At 71.2% G+C, this 15,538-nt stretch carries 16 protein-coding genes; 9 read left to right on the plus strand and 7 right to left on the minus strand.

Features of this window, described 5'->3' with window-relative positions; translation table 11 throughout:
- Window positions 1-113: 113 nt before the first annotated feature.
- The 3 genes from P1K89_RS10945 (at window position 114) to P1K89_RS10955 (ending at window position 2,951) form a co-directional block, all read left to right on the plus strand.
- The gene (locus tag P1K89_RS10945) at window positions 114-1,274 is read left to right on the plus strand and encodes a tetratricopeptide repeat protein (RefSeq protein WP_284616484.1); all 1,161 of its coding nucleotides are present in this window, start codon (window positions 114-116) and stop codon (window positions 1,272-1,274) included.
- An 82-nt stretch (window positions 1,275-1,356) separates the two neighbouring features.
- Window positions 1,357-2,205 carry an archaetidylserine decarboxylase gene (asd, locus tag P1K89_RS10950; RefSeq protein WP_284616485.1) on the plus strand — a complete coding sequence of 283 codons (849 nt, stop codon included), beginning with the start codon at window positions 1,357-1,359 and terminating at the stop codon, window positions 2,203-2,205.
- A 107-nt stretch (window positions 2,206-2,312) separates the two neighbouring features.
- Window positions 2,313-2,951, plus strand: coding sequence for a glutathione S-transferase family protein (locus tag P1K89_RS10955; protein WP_284616486.1), 639 nt, complete (start codon window positions 2,313-2,315; stop codon window positions 2,949-2,951).
- Window positions 2,952-2,991: 40 nt separating this feature from the next.
- On the opposite strand, the gene P1K89_RS10960 is transcribed toward P1K89_RS10955, so the two are convergent.
- Window positions 2,992-3,609 (minus strand): histidine phosphatase family protein, encoded by a 618-nt coding sequence (locus tag P1K89_RS10960; protein ID WP_284616487.1) that lies wholly within the window; start codon window positions 3,607-3,609, stop codon window positions 2,992-2,994.
- A gap of 184 nt (window positions 3,610-3,793) precedes the next feature.
- Here P1K89_RS10960 and P1K89_RS10965 point away from each other — a divergent pair, with 184 nt between their 5' ends.
- Window positions 3,794-3,991, plus strand: coding sequence for a YgaP family membrane protein (locus tag P1K89_RS10965; protein ID WP_284616488.1), 198 nt, complete (start codon window positions 3,794-3,796; stop codon window positions 3,989-3,991).
- Entirely contained in the window at window positions 3,991-4,503 is a 513-nt protein-coding gene (locus P1K89_RS10970; RefSeq protein ID WP_284616489.1) for an RNA polymerase sigma factor, read from the plus strand. The genes P1K89_RS10965 and P1K89_RS10970 overlap by 1 nt, the downstream gene beginning before the upstream one ends.
- Here the strand turns inward: P1K89_RS10970 and P1K89_RS10975 are convergent.
- Window positions 4,500-5,270 (minus strand): SDR family oxidoreductase, encoded by a 771-nt coding sequence (locus P1K89_RS10975; protein ID WP_284616490.1) that lies wholly within the window; start codon window positions 5,268-5,270, stop codon window positions 4,500-4,502. The genes P1K89_RS10970 and P1K89_RS10975 overlap by 4 nt on opposite strands.
- A 174-nt stretch (window positions 5,271-5,444) precedes the next feature.
- Between P1K89_RS10975 and P1K89_RS10980 the strand changes: the two genes are divergently transcribed.
- Window positions 5,445-6,428 (plus strand): quinone oxidoreductase family protein, encoded by a 984-nt coding sequence (locus tag P1K89_RS10980; RefSeq protein ID WP_284616491.1) that lies wholly within the window; start codon window positions 5,445-5,447, stop codon window positions 6,426-6,428.
- A gap of 6 nt (window positions 6,429-6,434) precedes the next feature.
- Here the strand turns inward: P1K89_RS10980 and P1K89_RS10985 are convergent, their stop codons facing one another.
- Both P1K89_RS10985 and lspA read right to left on the minus strand, forming a co-directional pair.
- Entirely contained in the window at window positions 6,435-7,952 is a 1,518-nt protein-coding gene (locus P1K89_RS10985; protein WP_284616492.1) for a hybrid sensor histidine kinase/response regulator, read from the minus strand.
- The gene (gene lspA, locus P1K89_RS10990; protein WP_284616493.1) at window positions 7,949-8,461 is read right to left on the minus strand and encodes a signal peptidase II; all 513 of its coding nucleotides are present in this window, start codon (window positions 8,459-8,461) and stop codon (window positions 7,949-7,951) included. The genes P1K89_RS10985 and lspA overlap by 4 nt, the downstream gene beginning before the upstream one ends.
- A 193-nt stretch (window positions 8,462-8,654) precedes the next feature.
- Here lspA and P1K89_RS10995 point away from each other — a divergent pair, with 193 nt between their 5' ends.
- Window positions 8,655-9,323, plus strand: a complete 669-nt coding sequence (locus P1K89_RS10995) for a GNAT family N-acetyltransferase (protein ID WP_284616494.1) — start codon at window positions 8,655-8,657, stop codon at window positions 9,321-9,323.
- 144 nt (window positions 9,324-9,467) lie between these two features.
- Here P1K89_RS10995 and ileS read toward each other — a convergent pair whose 3' ends face one another.
- Entirely contained in the window at window positions 9,468-12,350 is a 2,883-nt protein-coding gene (gene ileS, locus P1K89_RS11000; protein ID WP_284616495.1) for an isoleucine--tRNA ligase, read from the minus strand.
- Between the two features lie 243 nt (window positions 12,351-12,593).
- Here ileS and P1K89_RS11005 point away from each other — a divergent pair, with 243 nt between their 5' ends.
- Complete coding sequence (locus P1K89_RS11005) at window positions 12,594-13,394, plus strand: MipA/OmpV family protein (RefSeq protein WP_284616496.1); 801 nt, start codon at window positions 12,594-12,596, stop codon at window positions 13,392-13,394.
- Between the two features lie 13 nt (window positions 13,395-13,407).
- On the opposite strand, the gene P1K89_RS11010 is transcribed toward P1K89_RS11005, so the two are convergent.
- Window positions 13,408-14,049, minus strand: a complete 642-nt coding sequence (locus tag P1K89_RS11010; protein WP_284616497.1) for a TetR/AcrR family transcriptional regulator — start codon at window positions 14,047-14,049, stop codon at window positions 13,408-13,410.
- A 105-nt stretch (window positions 14,050-14,154) separates the two neighbouring features.
- Between P1K89_RS11010 and P1K89_RS11015 the strand changes: the two genes are divergently transcribed.
- Window positions 14,155-14,568: a VOC family protein gene (locus P1K89_RS11015; RefSeq protein WP_284616498.1), complete on the plus strand. Its 414-nt coding sequence runs from the start codon at window positions 14,155-14,157 to the stop codon at window positions 14,566-14,568.
- A gap of 3 nt (window positions 14,569-14,571) precedes the next feature.
- Here the strand turns inward: P1K89_RS11015 and P1K89_RS11020 are convergent, their stop codons facing one another.
- Window positions 14,572-15,531: a bifunctional riboflavin kinase/FAD synthetase gene (locus tag P1K89_RS11020; protein WP_284616499.1), complete on the minus strand. Its 960-nt coding sequence runs from the start codon at window positions 15,529-15,531 to the stop codon at window positions 14,572-14,574.
- Between the last annotated feature and the right edge of the window lie 7 nt (window positions 15,532-15,538).

The following is a 15,538-nucleotide window of genomic DNA, read 5'->3' on the forward strand; positions in this document are numbered from 1 at the left end:
ACGCTCGCCGCGGACACCTCCGATCGCCTATGCTGGTTGCATGACGAGCGCGGCGGCCGCGGACTCGCGCTGGCAGGCGGTCCGTGGGCACGTGGTGCCGGAAGGAGCGGGCGATGAGACGTTGGGTGTTGTGGCTGATGACGGTCCTGCTGGCCGCGTGCGCGGCCAAGCCGGTGGTGCCGACGACGAGCACCCAGGTGCTGTTCAACGACGGCGCCTTCGCGCCGCCGGCCGAGCGCATCGACCCGGCCAGCGTCTTCGAGATGACACCGGCGATGCGCGAGTACTACGACCAGGTGGTCGAGCCGATGCAGCGCCGCCAGGGCATGCAGCGCGGGTTGATCGAGGCGCTGTACACCAGCGACCGGCTCAAGCTGCGCTACGACAACGAGTTCACCCGCGGCGCCGCGCAGGCCTTCGAGGCACGCGCGGGCAACTGCATGTCGCTGGTCATCATGACCGCGGCCTTCGCCAAGCATGCCGGCATGCCGGTGCGCTACCAGAGCGTCTTCGTCGACCCGACCTGGGGCCGCCGCGGCGACCTGTACTTCACCTTCGGCCATGTCAACGTCTCGCTCGGCCGGCTGCTCACCCGCATGCCCGGCGCCGACTTCGGCCGCCCCGACTGGCTGACGATCGACTTCCTGCCGCAGGCCGACCTGCGCGGCCAGCGCTTCGAGCTGGTCGACGAAGAGACGCTGGTGGCGATGTACTTCAACAACCGCGCCGCCGAGGCGATGGCCGCGAACCGGCTCGACGAGGCCTACTGGTACGCCCGCGCCGCGATACGCCAGGACCCGCAGCTGCTGATCGCCTACAACACGCTGGGCGTCGTCTACCGCCGCCACGGCAACATCGACGATTCCGAACGCGTGCTGCGCTTCGCGCTGGCGCTGGAGCCGCGCAATACCAACGTGATGGGCAACCTCGCGCAGCTGCTGGCCGACCGCGGCCAGCACGAGGAATCGCAGCAGCTGCTGGCGACGCTGGCCAAGCTGCAGCCCGACCCGCCGTTCAAGCACTTCAACGAGGGCCTCGAAGCGATGCGCCGCGCCGACTACCGCGCCGCGCGCAGCGCCTTCGAACGCGAGCTGCGCCGCGACCCCGACTACCACGAGTTCCACTTCTGGCTCGCGCTCGCGCACCTGCACCTGGGCGATGCGGCGCAGGCGCGCAAGCACCTGGCGATCGCCGCCGAGAACAGCGGCACGCGCGAGGACCAGATGCGGTACTCGGCGAAGCTGTCGAAGCTGAAGGCGGCGGCGGTGCACTGAGCGGCGAGCCCGGCTCCGCGGCGCGCGGAGTCCGCCTCGCTACACTGGCGGCCCGCTTCGAAGGCCCGCAGGCCCCGCCCCCGTGTCCGACCGCCTCGCCGTCCTGCCGCAATACCTGCTGCCCAAGCAGGCGCTGACCACGCTGGCCGGTGCGTTCGCGTCGCGGCGCGCGGGTGCGCTGACGACGGCGGCGATCCGGCGCTTCATCGCGCGCTACGGCGTCGACATGGCCGAGGCGGCCGAGCCCGATCCGGCGGCCTATGCCAGCTTCAACGAGTTCTTCACCCGCGCGCTGAAGGCCGGCGCGCGGCCGCTTGCCGACGCGGCGCTGATCTGCCCGGTCGATGGTGCGATCAGCCAGTTCGGCGCGATCGAGCACGACCAGATCTTCCAGGCCAAGGGGCACCGGTACTCGACGACCGCGATGGTCGGCGGCGACGCGACGCTGGCCGCGTTGTTCGACCACGGCTGGTTCGCGACGCTGTACCTGAGCCCGAAGGACTACCACCGCATCCACATGCCGTGCGACGGCCGGCTGCGGCGCATGATCCACGTGCCGGGCGACCTCTTCTCGGTGAACCCGACGACGGCGCGCGGCGTGCCGGGCCTCTTCGCCCGCAACGAGCGCGTGGTCTGCGTCTTCGACGGGCCGCTCGGTCCTTTCGTGCTGGCGCTGGTCGGTGCGACGATCGTCGGCAGCATGGCGACGGTGTGGCACGGCGTCGTCAACCCGCCGCGCAGCGGGCAGCTGCGCGAGTGGCGCTACGACGACGGCGCGCCGGTGCTGCTGAAGCAGGGCGACGAGATGGGGCGCTTCCTGCTCGGCTCGACGGTGGTGATGCTGTTCCCGAAGCAGGCCCTGCGCTTCAACCCGCGCTGGGCGCCCGGCGGCGCGATCCGCATGGGCGAAGTGATGGCGACGTCGGGCTGACGGCGGCCCGGCGCGCAACGTCTCTTGTTCGTGACGGACGGCTGCGGCACGCGGCTTGCCGCGGAGGGCTCCCTCTTCCCCTGCACTTGGCCTCAGGAGCGATCGGCATGTCATTGACCTTGTACGGCTACCAGGGCAGCGGCTCCGCCGCGATCGAAGCGGCACTGAACCTGGTGGACCGGCCGTACCAGCTCGTCAATGCAGCCAGCTGGGACCCGGCGTCGTCGCTGGACGAGCTGAAGCGCGTGAACCCGCTGGCGCAGATCCCGACACTGGTCTTCGACGACGGCACGGTGATGAGCGAGAGCGCCGCGATCCTGATCGAGCTGGGCCTGCGCCATCCGGCGAGCGGCCTGCTGCCGGAAGACCCGGCCGGCCGCGCGACGGTGCTGCGCGGCCTGGTCTACATCGCCGCCAACTGCTACGCGACGATCGGCGTCATCGACTACCCCGAGCGCGTGCTGCCCGGCCCCAGCGAGGACGAAGCCAAGCGCGTCGTGCAGCGCAGCCGGGCGCGGCTGCATGAGCTCTGGGACCGCTTCGCCGACCAGTTTCCCGCCCATCCCTTCCTCGGCGGCGCGGCGCCGAGCGCGCTGGACATCCTGGCCACCGTGGTGTCGAAGTGGTCGGGCTCGCGCCCGCATCTGCGCGCCGCGCGGCCGGCCTGGGCGCTGGTCTTCGAGAAGGTCGAGCAGCACCCGGCGTTTGTCGCGGTGTTCGAGCGGCACTGGCCGCAGCAGCCTTAGGGCTTCCGCCCGTTGTTCGCCAGCGTCCTGTGCGTCCGGTTCAGCCGCCGGCCAGCGTGCGCCCCGCGCCGCGCACGCCGTCGTCGAGGTGCTCGGTGTCGTTGACGCGCAGCACGTGGTGCGGCGGGCGCGCGGTGACGATCGTGATCGAGGCGTTGGCGATGGAGGTCGGCGGCGCCTGGCCGCTGTCGAGCTGCAGCGGCCCGCGCTGCAGCCAGGCGCGCAGCAGCAGGCCGTGCGTGACCACCGCCAGCGGCCCGCCGAACTCGCGCCGCAGCGGCAGCAGCGCTTCGAACGCGGCGGCGGCGCGGGCCTCGAAGCTGCGCGCGGATTCGCCGCCCGCGGGCGCTTCTTCCATGGCCAGCGGATCGAAGCCGAGCTCGTCGTAGGGCCGGCCGCGCAGCACGCCGAAGTTGCGCTCCTGCAGCAGCGGCAGCTCGATCAGCGGCAGGCCGCAGGCCTTGGCGATCGCGCAGGCGGTCTGGTGCGCGCGCGGCAGGTTGCTCGTCGCGATGCCGGCGATGCCGGCGCCGGCCAGCCGTTTCGCCAGCGCGCGCGCCTGCGCCTGTCCGCGCGTCGACAGCGGCGTGTCCGCGGGCTGCAGCACGCGGCCCGCGTTGTGCGCGGTCTCGCCATGGCGGATCAACAGCAGGGTCATCGGCGGCGCGTGGTCGGCAGGCGGGAGGGGGCGAAGCGATGCAGGCTAGCGGCCACGCCGGGCCGCTTCAATTGTGGGAGGACCCGAGGGCGAACTTTTTTTCGTTGCAGCGCGAATCCATCCGCATCTTGCGCGCCTCTTGGGGGGCGAGGGTCGTCCTCGATCAACTTCGGAGAGTGAGAACATGCTGTACGTGAAGAATGTGCCGGGATGGGAACGGGTGCTGCGCGTGGTGGGCGGCGGCTGCGGGGCGGTGGCGGCGCTGCTGCTGCTGCCGGCGCCGACGAGCTGGCTGGTCGCCGCGGGCGTCGGCGGCCTCGTCGTGTCGGGGCTGCTGGGCTGGTGCCCCGCCTGCGCGATGGTCGGCCGGAAGCTGAACTGATGTTCACCGGCGCCGAACCGGTGCTGGTCGCCGCGCATGCCGGCGACGCCAACGCGCTGCAGCAGCTGCTGCGCATCGCGCGTCCGGACGTGCGCCGCTACGCGCAGCGCCACTGCCTGATCAGCGACGTCGACGATGCGGTGCAGGAAGCGCTGTGGGTGCTGGCGCGGCGCGTGCACCAGCTGCGTGCGCTGGCGGCGTTCTCGGGCTGGCTGATCCGCATCGTGCAGCGCGAGTGCCGGCGCCTGGGCCGCGTCGCGCTGCGCTATGACCCCTACGACGAAGCGCAACTCGAACGCTGGCTCGCGGTGCGCACGACCGACCAGCTGCGCGTCGAGCTCGCGCAGGCGCTGCAGTCGCTGCCGGCGCACTACCGCGAGGTCATCCTGCTGCGCGATTTCGAGGAGCTGTCGATCGCCGAGCTCGCCGCGCGCCTGCAGCTGACGCCGGCGGCGGTGAAGAGCCGGCTGCACCGCGCGCGCGAGATGGCGCGCGAGTACCTTCTTGCCTAGCGCGCCAGCGTCACGCCGCCGTCCACCGTCAGCGTCGTGCCGACGACGTAGTCGCCGGCGCGCGAGGCGAGGTAGATCGCCGCGCCGGCCATGTCGTCGTCGACGCCGATGCGGCCGGACGGGATGCGCTTGGCGACCGCATCGCCGTGGTCGCGCGCGTCCTTGTTCATGTCGGACGCGAAGGCGCCGGGCGCGATCGCGCTGACGACGATGTGGTCCTGCACCAGGCGCAGCGCCATGCGCTTGGTCAGGTGGATCAGGCCGGCCTTGCTGGCGGCGTACGAGTAGGTCTCCATCGGGTTCACCGACAGCCCGTCGATCGACGCGATGTTGATCACCTTGGCCGGCTGCGCTTCGGTCGCCCCCTTCTTCAGCGGCGCGTGCAGCGCCTGCGTCAGGAAGAACGGCGTCTTGACGTTGAGGTTCATCACCTTGTCCCAGCCGCTCTCGGGGAACTCGTCGAAGGCCGCGCCCCAGGCCGCGCCGGCGTTGTTGACGAGGATGTGCAGCGCAGGTTCGCGCGCCGTGATCTCGTCGACCAGCGCCTGCAGCCCGACGTGCGTCGAGATGTCGTGCGGCAGCGCGATGCAGGGGCCCAGCGACGACAGCTCGGCCGCCGCGGCGACGCAGGCGTCGGCCTTGCGCGCGGTGATGTAGACGCGCGCGGCGCCGGCGCGCAGGAAGCCGGCGGCGATCATGCGGCCGATGCCGCGCGAGCCGCCGGTGACCAGCGCGACGCGGCCGGTGAGCGAGAAGAGGTCGGACATGGAAGTCTCCCGAAGTGCAGCGAATCGATCGGTCGCGATCTTCACCGCGCCCACGCCGGCGGACAGTCGCCAAGGTGCCAGCGGTAGCGCGTGCGTCAATCATCTCGCTCGTGCAGGGTTGTTGCGACATCGCGTAGGCTCTCCGGGATTCCCACAGCACCCGAGGAGCGGCACATGACGCAGGCGATCCAGATCCAGCAGTACGGCGGCCCCGAGGTGCTGACGCTCGTCGACGTCGCGGTCGGCGAACCCGGCCCGGGCGAGATCCGCATCCGCCACCACGCGGTGGGCCTGAACTTCATCGATGTCTACCAACGCACCGGCCTGTACCAGAACCCGCTGCCGCTGACCCTGGGCATGGAGGGCGCCGGCATCGTCGAGGCGGTCGGCGAGGGCGTCACGCACCTCAAGGCCGGTGACCGCGCGGCCTACGCCAGCAACCCGCCGGGCAGCTATTCGCAGGCGCGGGTGATGCCGGCCAAGTGCGTGGTGAAGCTGCCCGACGACATCGCCTTCGACACCGCGGCGGCGATGATGCTCAAGGGCCTGACCGCGCAGTACCTGCTGAAGAAGACGCAGCCGCAGGGCGGCCTGCAGGCGGGCGACCACGTGCTGTGGCATGCCGCGGCGGGCGGTGTCGGGCTGATCGCCTGCCAGTGGGCGAAGGCGATGGGCCTGCAGCTGATCGCCACCGCCGGCAGCGACGCCAAGTGCGCGCTGGCGCTGGCGCACGGCGCCGCGCATGCGATCAACTACCGCACGCAGGACTTCGTCGCCGAGGTGAAGAAGATCACCGGCGGCGCCGGCGTCAAGGTGGTCTACGACTCGGTCGGCAAGGACACCTTCGAAGGCTCGCTGAACGTGCTGCGGCCGTTCGGCCTGCTGGCGAGCTTCGGCAACGCGTCGGGCCCGGTGCCGCCGTTCGCGCCCGGCATCCTGGGCCCCAAGGGCTCGCTGTACGTGACGCGCGCGACGCTGTTCACCCACATCGCGACGCGCGAGGCGACGCAGGCGATGGCCGAGGACCTGTTCGGCGTGGTGCAAAGCGGCGCGGTGAAGATCCGCATCGACCAGCGTTATCCGCTGGCCGACGTGGCCCGGGCGCATGTGGAACTCGAGGCCCGCAATACGACCGGCTCGAGCGTGCTGCTGCCGTAACCGGCGTCAGGCGATCCCCACCGGCACGACGAAGCGGAAGCAACTGCCGACGCCGGGGTGGCTGTCGACCTCGATGCGGCCGCCCATCAGCTGCACCAGGCGCCGCACGATCGACAGGCCGAGCCCGGTGCCACCATAGCGCCGGGTGACGCTGGAGTCGGCCTGCGTGAAAGGCTCGAAGACGACGGCCAGCTGCTCGGCCGTCATGCCAATGCCGCTGTCCTTCACGCTGCACGCCAGCAGCGCGTGCGACGCGTCGGCGGCCAGCTTCTGCAGGTGCACGCGCACGCCGCCCTGCTCGGTGAACTTCAGCGCGTTGCCGGCGAGGTTCAGCAGGATCTGGCGCCAGCGCGGCGCGTCGGCGACCACCGCGTCGGGCACGTCGGCGTCGATGGTCCAGTCGAAGGCCAGGCCGCGCTGCGTGGCCTGCACCTGCAGCGGCGCCAGCGCACCGCGCAGCACCTCGTTCAGCGACACCGGCAGCGGCGCCAGCTGCATCTTGTCGGCCTCGATCTTCGACAGGTCCAGCACGTCGTCGATGATCTGCATCAGCCCCTGTGCCGACTGCAGCGACAGCTCGAGGAAGTGGCGCTGGCGCGGTTCGAGCCGCGTTTCCAGCACCAGGCGCGTCAGGTTCAGCACGCCGTTCATCGGCGTGCGCAGCTCGTGGCTCATGTTGGCCAGGAACGCGCTCTTCGCGCGGTTGGCCGCTTCCGCGGCATCGCGCGCGGCTTCCAGCGCGGCGAGCGCGGCCTTCAGGTCGCTGATGTCGCGGGCGTTGAACTGCAGCACCGCGTTGCCGGTGACCGGGTCGCGCACCGCGCGGGCGTCGATGGCGTGCCAGCGTTCGCCGTCGCGCGTGCGCAGCAGCGCCTCGCCGGCGTAGGCCTGGCCGTCGCGCACGGTCTCGACGATGGCTTCGGTCAGCGCCGGCTCGACCAGCAGCGCGTCGAGCGTCGGTTCCGGCTGCGCGTCGGCGCCGTCGATCGGGCCGAAGGCGGCCAGCGCGGCGGGGTTGCGCATCAGCGCCGGACCACCGTCGATGCGGTGCAGCGCGACGCGCACCGCCGCATGGCGCAGCGCCTCCAGCCCGCGCAGCATGCTCGCGTCATAGCTGGCGGCCAGCGGTTCGGACGCGAACAGGATCGCCGGCCGGCCATCGGGCAGGCGCACGCCGCGCGAGACCAGCTCGGAGGTCAGCGGCTCGTCGCGTGGGTACAGCGTCCAGGATTCGCGCACCAGCCGCCCTTGCGCGTGCTGCGCCATGCTGGCCACCAGCCGTTCGCGCGCGGCGGGCGAGATGTCGGAGAAGTCGCGTGCGGCCAGCTCGTCGCCGGTGGTCGCGCGCCAGAACACCAGGCCCGCCTCGTTGGCCCACGGGATCGCCGAGCGGTCGGCGTCGAACACCCACATCGGCAGCTGCAGCCATTCGTAGTGGCGCAGTTCGTCAAACCCGAGCAGCGGCTGCGGCGGCGCGCTGTCGTCGCGGCGCGGCAGGCGGCTGCTGCGGCGGATCGGTTTCACGCCTTGCGCACCCGCCGCAGCTCGTCGATCACCAGGCACACCGCGCCGAGCGTGATCGCGCTGTCGGCGAGGTTGAAGCTCGGGAAGTAACCGCCGGGAAACATCGGCGCCAGCCAGCGCCAGTGGAACTGCAGGAAGTCGACGACGTAGCCGTGCAGCAGGCGGTCGATGACGTTGCCGAGCGCGCCGCCGAGGATCATCGACACCGCGAAGCAGAAGAGCCGCTGCTCGGGGTGCGTCTTCAGCATCCAGATGATGAAGCCCGAGGCCACGAAGCCGAGCGCGACGAAGAACCAGCGCTGCCAGCCGGCGGCGTCGGCGAGGAAGGAGAAGGCCGCGCCGGTGTTGTGCGCACGCACCAGGTTGAAGTAAGAGGTGATGGTGCGGCTGTCGTGCAGCGCGAACTCGCCGAGGATCAGCACCTTGGTCAGCTGGTCGAGCAGGATCACCGCGAGCGCGAGGCCGAGCCACAGCGCCATCGGGGTGGACGAAGAACGGGAAGCTGTCATCTCGGCGTCAGGCTGATCAGTGGAAATACTGCACGGTGGCGCACAGAACGGGCGCTACTGTAGCGGTCCGGGACATCGGCGGTCGTTGGGGTTGCCCTGTTCCAAGCGTTCAAGAGGCGTGGCCACGCCACCGGCAGACCCGGTGGATGACAACAAGAGCCATTCAAAACGCCGCATGTCGTTGGGGATCTGAATGTCCACTGCCTGGCTCAGCTTTCGCCTGGGCGTTGCCCGCTCTTCGCAGGATCTGCACGATGCCTGCGCCGTGCGCGCCGCCGCCTACGGCCACCACCTGCCGCAACTGAAGGCGGCGCTCGCGCAGCCGGATGAGGTCGACCGCGACCCCGGCACCGCGGTGCTGCTGGCACGCGACAAGGCCAGCGGCCAGCCGATCGGCACCGCCCGCGTGCAGCGCCGCGCCCCCCGATCGCCGGTGGAGCTGGAGCATGACGTCGACCTGCCCGACTGGCTGACCGCGCGCCCGCGCGCCGAGGTTTCGCGGCTGGCGGTGATGCCCGGCGCCGACCCGGCGCTGCGCACGATGCTGGTCAAGGCCAGCTTCCTGTTCTGCGCCGCGAACCAGATCCGCTGGATGGTGATCGGCGCGCGCAGCGAGGCGCTGGTGCGCATCTACCAGCGGCTGGGCTTCGTCGACGCCTTCGAGCACGGCAATCCGCTGCCGCTGGCGCACGGCGGCGGCCTCGAGCACCGCATCCTGGCGCTCGACATCGTCGCCACCGAGCGCAACTGGTTCGAAGGCCGCCACACCCTCTACACGACGATCTTCGAGACCTACCACCCGGACGTGACGCTGTTCGACACGCCCGAGACGGCGCAGCCGGCAGAACGGATCGCCGCTTAGGCGCCGGGCGCCTAAGCAGCGCGCGCTGCAGAGTGTTGTGCTCCCCCGAGCCCCCTCCGAGAGGGGGCTCCAGCGCGTCGGACCGCTCCCTCCAGCCTCCCTCCGCGAGGGAGACTCCAGTCAGACCGACGAAGGCTAGTGCGCTCAGGCGACTTGGCGCTGCTCGCCGCTGCCGTACAGGTTGCTCGTGCAGCGGCCGCAGATCGTCGGGTGGGCGGCATCGTGGCCGACGTCGTCGCGCCAGTGCCAGCAGCGTTCGCACTTGGTCGCCGTGGACGGCGTGACCTCGACCGCCAACTCGCCGGCGGCCAGCGTCGCGGCCGAGGTGATGAAGACGAACTTCAGGTCGTCGCCGAGCGAGGCCAGCAGCGGGTGCACGTCGTCCGGCGCCGTCACGCGCACGGTGGCCTGCAGCGAGCTGCCGACCGCGCCCGAGCCGCGCACGTCCTCGATCGCCTTGTTCACCGCCTCGCGCACCTCGCGGATGCGGGCCCACTTCTGCAGCAGCGCGGCGTCGCCGGCCAGCGTGGCATCGAACTGCCAGTAGGTTTCGGTGAAGATGGACGGCCCCTTGCCGAACACCGTCCACGCTTCCTCGGCGGTGAAGCTCAGGAAAGGCGCCATCCAGCGCAGCATCGCGTGCGTGATCTGCCACAGCGCGGTCTGCGCGCTGCGGCGGGCCAGGCTCTTCGGCGCCGTGGTGTACAGGCGGTCCTTCAGCACGTCGAGGTAGAACGCCCCCAGGTCTTCCGAGCAGAACACCTGCAGCTTGGCGACCACCGGGTGGAACTCGTAGACGTTGTAGTGCGCGAGCACCTCGGCCTGGAACTGCGCGGCGCGCGCCAGCGCCCAGCGGTCGATCTCCAGCATCTCGGCCGGCGCGACGGCATCGGCGGCCGGATCGAAGTCGCTGGTGTTCGCGAGCAGGAAGCGCAGCGTATTGCGGATGCGGCGGTAGGCATCGACGACACGCGCGAGGATCTTGTCGTCGCCGGCGATGTCGCCGGAGTAGTCGCTGGCGGCCACCCACAGCCGGATGATCTCGGCCCCCAGCTTCTTGCTCACCGCCTGCGGCTCGATGCCGTTGCCGAGCGACTTGCTCATCTTGCGGCCCTGGCTGTCGACGGTGAAGCCGTGCGTCAGCAGGCCGCGGTACGGCGCACGCCCTTCGAGCGCGCAGGCCAGCAGCAGCGACGAGTGGAACCAGCCGCGGTGCTGGTCATGGCCTTCGAGGTACAGGTCGGCCTCGGGGCCCTTGTCGTGGAAGCCCTGGCTGCCGTGCTGCTCGGCATGCGTGCCGCGCAGCACGTGCCAGAAGGTCGAGCCGGAGTCGAACCAGACCTCGAGGATGTCGCTGCTCTTGGTGTAGTGCGGTGCGTCAGCGGGCCCCAGGATCTGCTCGGCCGTCACGCGGCTCCAGGCCTCGATGCCGCCCTTCTCGACGATGTCCGCGGCCTGGTCGAGGATCTCCATCGTGCGCGGGTGCAGCTCGCCCGAGTCCTTGTGCAGGAAGAAGGGCACCGGCACGCCCCAGCTGCGCTGGCGCGAGATGCACCAGTCGGGCCGGTTGGCGATCATGTCGCGCAGGCGCGCGCGGCCGTTCTCGGGATAGAAGCCGGTCTGGTCGATGGCGTCCAGCGCCATCTGGCGCAGCGTCTTCGGCGCCTTGTCCTTCGTGAAGACGCCGGGGCCTTCGTCCATGCGGATGAACCACTGCGCCGCGGCGCGGTAGATCACCGGCGACTTGTGGCGCCAGCAGTGCGGGTAGCTGTGGGTGATCGTCGTCGTGTGCAGCAGGCGGCCGGCATCGCGCAGCGCGTCGATGATCACCGGCACCGCCTTCCAGATGTGCTGGCCGCCGAACAGCGGGAAGTCAGGCGCGTAGGCGCCGTTGCCCTGCACCGGGTTCAGGATGTCCTCGTACTTCATGCCGTGCGCGACGCACGACTGGAAGTCGTCCAGGCCGTAGGCGGGCGACGAGTGCACGATGCCGGTGCCGTCGTCCGCGGTGGCGTACTCGGCCAGGTACACCGGGCTCGGCCGGTCGTAGCCCGGGTGCACATGCGCCAGCGGATGGCGGAACTGGATGCCGCCCAGGTTCTCGCCGGCGGTGGTCGCGCGCACGGTGCCGGTGAGGCCGTAGCGCTCCAGGCACTTGTCGACCAGCGACGCGGCCAGCACCAGCAGCCCCTTGGGCGTGTCGACCAGCGCGTAGTCCAGCCCCGGGTTCAGGTTCAGCGCCTGGTTGGCCGGGATGGTCCACGCGGTGGTGGTCCAGATGACGACGAAGGCCTCCTTGTCGAGCGCCGGCAGGCCGAACGCGGCGGCCAGGCGGTCGGGCTCGGCGCAGGGGAAGGCGACGTCGAGCGTCTGGCTCTTCTTGTCGGCGTACTCGATCTCGAACTCGGCCAGCGACGAGCCGCAGTCGAAGCACCAGTACACCGGCTTCAGGCCGCGGTAGACGAAGCCGCGCTCGATCACGCGCTTGAAGGCGCGGATCTCGCCGGCCTCGTTGGCGAAGTCCATCGTGCGGTACGGGCGGCCCCACTCGCCGAGCACGCCCAGGCGCTGGAAGTCGGCCATCTGCTGCGCGATCTGCTCGGTGGCATAGGCGCGGCTCTTGGCCTGCATGTCGTCGCGGCTCAGGTTGCGGCCGTGCGCCTTCTCGATCGCGTTCTCGATCGGCAGGCCGTGGCAGTCCCAGCCCGGCACGTACTGGGCGTCGAAGCCGGCGAGCTGGCGCGCCTTGACGATCATGTCCTTGAGCACCTTGTTGACGGCATGACCCATGTGGATCTGGCCGTTGGCGTACGGCGGGCCGTCGTGCAGGATGAACTTCGGGGCGCCGCAGCGCGCGTCGCGCAGGCGCTTGTACAGGCCCTGGTCCTGCCAGGCCTTGACCCAGCCGGGCTCGCGCTGCGCAAGGTCGCCGCGCATCGGGAACGGGGTGTCGGGCAGGTTCAGCGTCGATCGGTAGTCGGTCGTCGCGGCGCTGGTTGCGGGAAGGGGGGTGGTCGATTCGGTCATGGCGGGCTCTCACGCCGGGGCAGGGGCCGGCGCACGCATCGTTGGAGGGGCGAACGGTCGCGGCGCGTGCGGGCGCCGCGTGGCACTCAGACGAGTGAACGCCGAATTCGATCGCGCGTGGTCTGCCGGCGCGTGGCGGCGTGACCGCGCGGGTCGGTACCGCGCGGCTGCCAGGGGGGGACCATGCACAATGCCACGGTGCCGATTCTAGCCAGGGCCCTCGCAGCGCCGGCAGCCGCTGCGATGTTGGCCGGACTGACCTTGTTGCCCGCCGCCCGTGCCGACGAGCCGCCGAAGGCCGACAAGCCTGCCCGCGACGGCTGGGAAGGCGCCATCGGCCTCGTGCTGCGCCATGGCCCCACCTACGCCGGCGCGACCGAGCACCGCAGCCGCGTCGTGCCGGGCCTGTTCCTGCGCTACGGCCGCTTCAGCGTCACGACGACCAGCGGCTTCGCGTCGCGTTCGTCGACCGACGAATCGACCCGCGGCGGCCTGGCGGCCGAGCTGGTGCAGCGCGACGACTTTCGCGTCAGCTTGTCCTTCCGCTTCGCCGGCGGGCGCGATCCCGGCAGCGATGCCGCGCTGGCCGGCCTGGACAAGCGCCGCTCGACGCTGCGGGGCCGTCTGGGCGTCGCGCGCACCCTCGGTGGCGGCTGGCAGGTGCGCGCCGGCTGGAACCCGGATCTGCTGAACCGCGACGGCGGCAGCTATGTCGATGCCGGCCTCGGTTACGGCTGGGCGCTGACGCCGACGGTGCGGGCGAACGCCAATGTCGGCGCGACCTGGGCCGACGCGCGCCACCTGCAGAGCTATTTCGGCATCACCGAGGCCGAGAGCCAGCGCTCCGGCCACCCGGTCTACCGCCCCGGCTCGGGGCTGCGCGACGTCGGCGCCAGCGTCGGCCTGCGCACCGATTTCGGCCCGCACTGGGTCGGCTTCACGAACCTCGGCGTCTCGCGCCTGATCGGCCCGGCCGCGGACAGCCCGCTGACCCGGCGCGCGGCGAACTGGAGCCTGGGCGCCGGCCTCGCCTGGCGCTTCTGATGCGCGGCGCGGGTCAGAGCCCGCGCTCGACCATCTCCAGCAGACGCTCCGACAGCGCATCGACCATCGCGGCCGGCACGCCGCTCAGCGGGCCTTCGATCGCCAGCAGCGAGAGACCGTGCACCGCGGACCAGGCGAGGAACTCCGCGCCCGGCCGGCGTGTGGCCGGCAGTGCACCGGCGGCGACCATCGCGTCCAGCGCGCGGCGCAGCAGGCCGAAAGGTCCGAGGCCGCTGTCGCCCGCCGTGGCCGGGCCGGCCGGCCCCGAGGGGTCGAAACGCCGCGCGAACGCGGTGCGAAAGAGGCCCGGCTCGGCGCGCGCGAAGCGCATGTAGCCGGTGCCGACGGCGCGCAGGGTCGCGCGCGCGTAGCGCGCCGACGGTTTCGGATCGCCCAGCGCGGCGAGCTCCTGCTCGATCGCCCGCGCGACCATCGCCACCGCCGCATCACGCACCGCGGCCAGCAGGTCGTCGCGGCTCGCGAAATGGCGGTAGGCGGCGTTCGGCACCACGCCGGCGCGGCGCGTGGCTTCGCGCAGCACCACCGCGTCCGGACCGCCGTCGCGCGCCAGCGCCAGGCCGGCCTCCAGCAGCGCATTGCGCAGGTCGCCGTGGCGGTAGGCGGCGCGGTTCGGCGGGGCGGGGCGGGTGGCCATCGGCTGGGCAGATGAACAACGATGTGGACACTGTCCATTATGTCTGCTATGGTTTGTGGACGGTGTACACAAAACACCGATCCACCCCACCAACCGGAGCACACGATGCACTTTCGCCCCTACCTGAATTTCGACGGCAACGCGGCCGAAGCGATGGCCTTCTACCAATCCGTGTTCGGCGGCAAGCTGGACCTGATGCGCTTCAAGGACGTGCCCGAGATGCCGTGCCCGCCCGAGGCGGCAGAACGCGTGATGCACGCGCACCTGGACATCGCCGGCCACTCGCTGATGGCCTCGGACACGATGCCGGGTCAGCCCTACACCGGCATGCAGGGCTTCGGCGTCACGCTGGCCTTCGAAACCGTGGCCGAGGCGAAGCGCGTGTTCGCGGCGCTGTCCGAAGGCGGCACCGTCGGCATGCCGCTGGAGCCGACCTTCTGGGTCGAGATCTTCGGCATGGTCACCGACCGCTTCGGCACGCCGTGGCTGATCAACGGCGGCAAGATGATGGCGAGCTGAACGTCAGCCCGCAGCCGCAGCGAACCAGGCGCGCGCGTCCGCCTCGTCGCGCGCAATGCCTTCGCGCAGCGCGTCGAGCGACGCGTACTTGCGCTCGTCGTGCAGCTTGTGCAGCAGCTCGACCTGCAGCACGCGGCCGTAGCCGGCGTCCATCGGCAGCGGCCAGTCGAGGCAGTGCACTTCCAGCAGCACGCGGCCGGCGTCCTCGACCGTCGGCCGCACGCCCAGGCTGGCGACGCCCGGCAGCGGTGCGCCCGCCAGCCCGTGCACGCGCACGACGAAGATGCCCATCGCCGCCGGCTTGGGGTGCGGGAAACGCACGTTCAGCGTGCGGAAGCCGAGCTCGCGGCCGAGCTTGCGGCCATGCACCACGTGGCCGCTGATGCTGTAGGGCCGGCCCAGCAGCGCGGCCGTGCGCTCCATGTCGCCGGCGGCCAGCGCATCGCGCACCGCCGACGACGACACGCGCAGCCCGTGCACCTCATAACTCATCATGCGGGCGACATCGAAGCCCTGCCGGGTGCCGGCCGCGTCGAGCATCGCATAGTCGCCGGCGCGTTTCGCGCCGAAGCGGAAGTCGTCGCCGACCAGCACGTAGCGCGCGCGCAGGCCATCGAGCAGCACGTCGTCGATGAAGGCCTGCGGGTTCTGGCCTGCGAAGCGCGCGTCGAAGCGTAGCACCACGACCTGGTCGACGCCGCAGCGTTCCAGCTCGCTGAGCTTGTCGCGCAGCGTCGCGATGCGCGCGGGCGCCGCGCCGGGTTGGCCCATCAGCCGCGCGAAGTAGTCGCGCGGATGCGGCTCGAAGGTCATCACGCAGCTCGCGAGGTGCCGGTGCCGCGCCTCGTTCGTCAGCAGCGCCAGCATCGCCTGGTGCCCGCGGTGCACGCCGTCGAAGTTGCCGATCGTGAGCGCGCAGGCGCTTGCCAGGCCAGGATGGTGGAAGCCGCGGAAGACACGCATCGTGGGC

The sequence above is a fragment of the Aquabacterium humicola genome, from assembly GCF_030167915.1.
Lineage (GTDB): Bacteria > Pseudomonadota > Gammaproteobacteria > Burkholderiales > Burkholderiaceae_C > Pseudaquabacterium > Pseudaquabacterium humicola.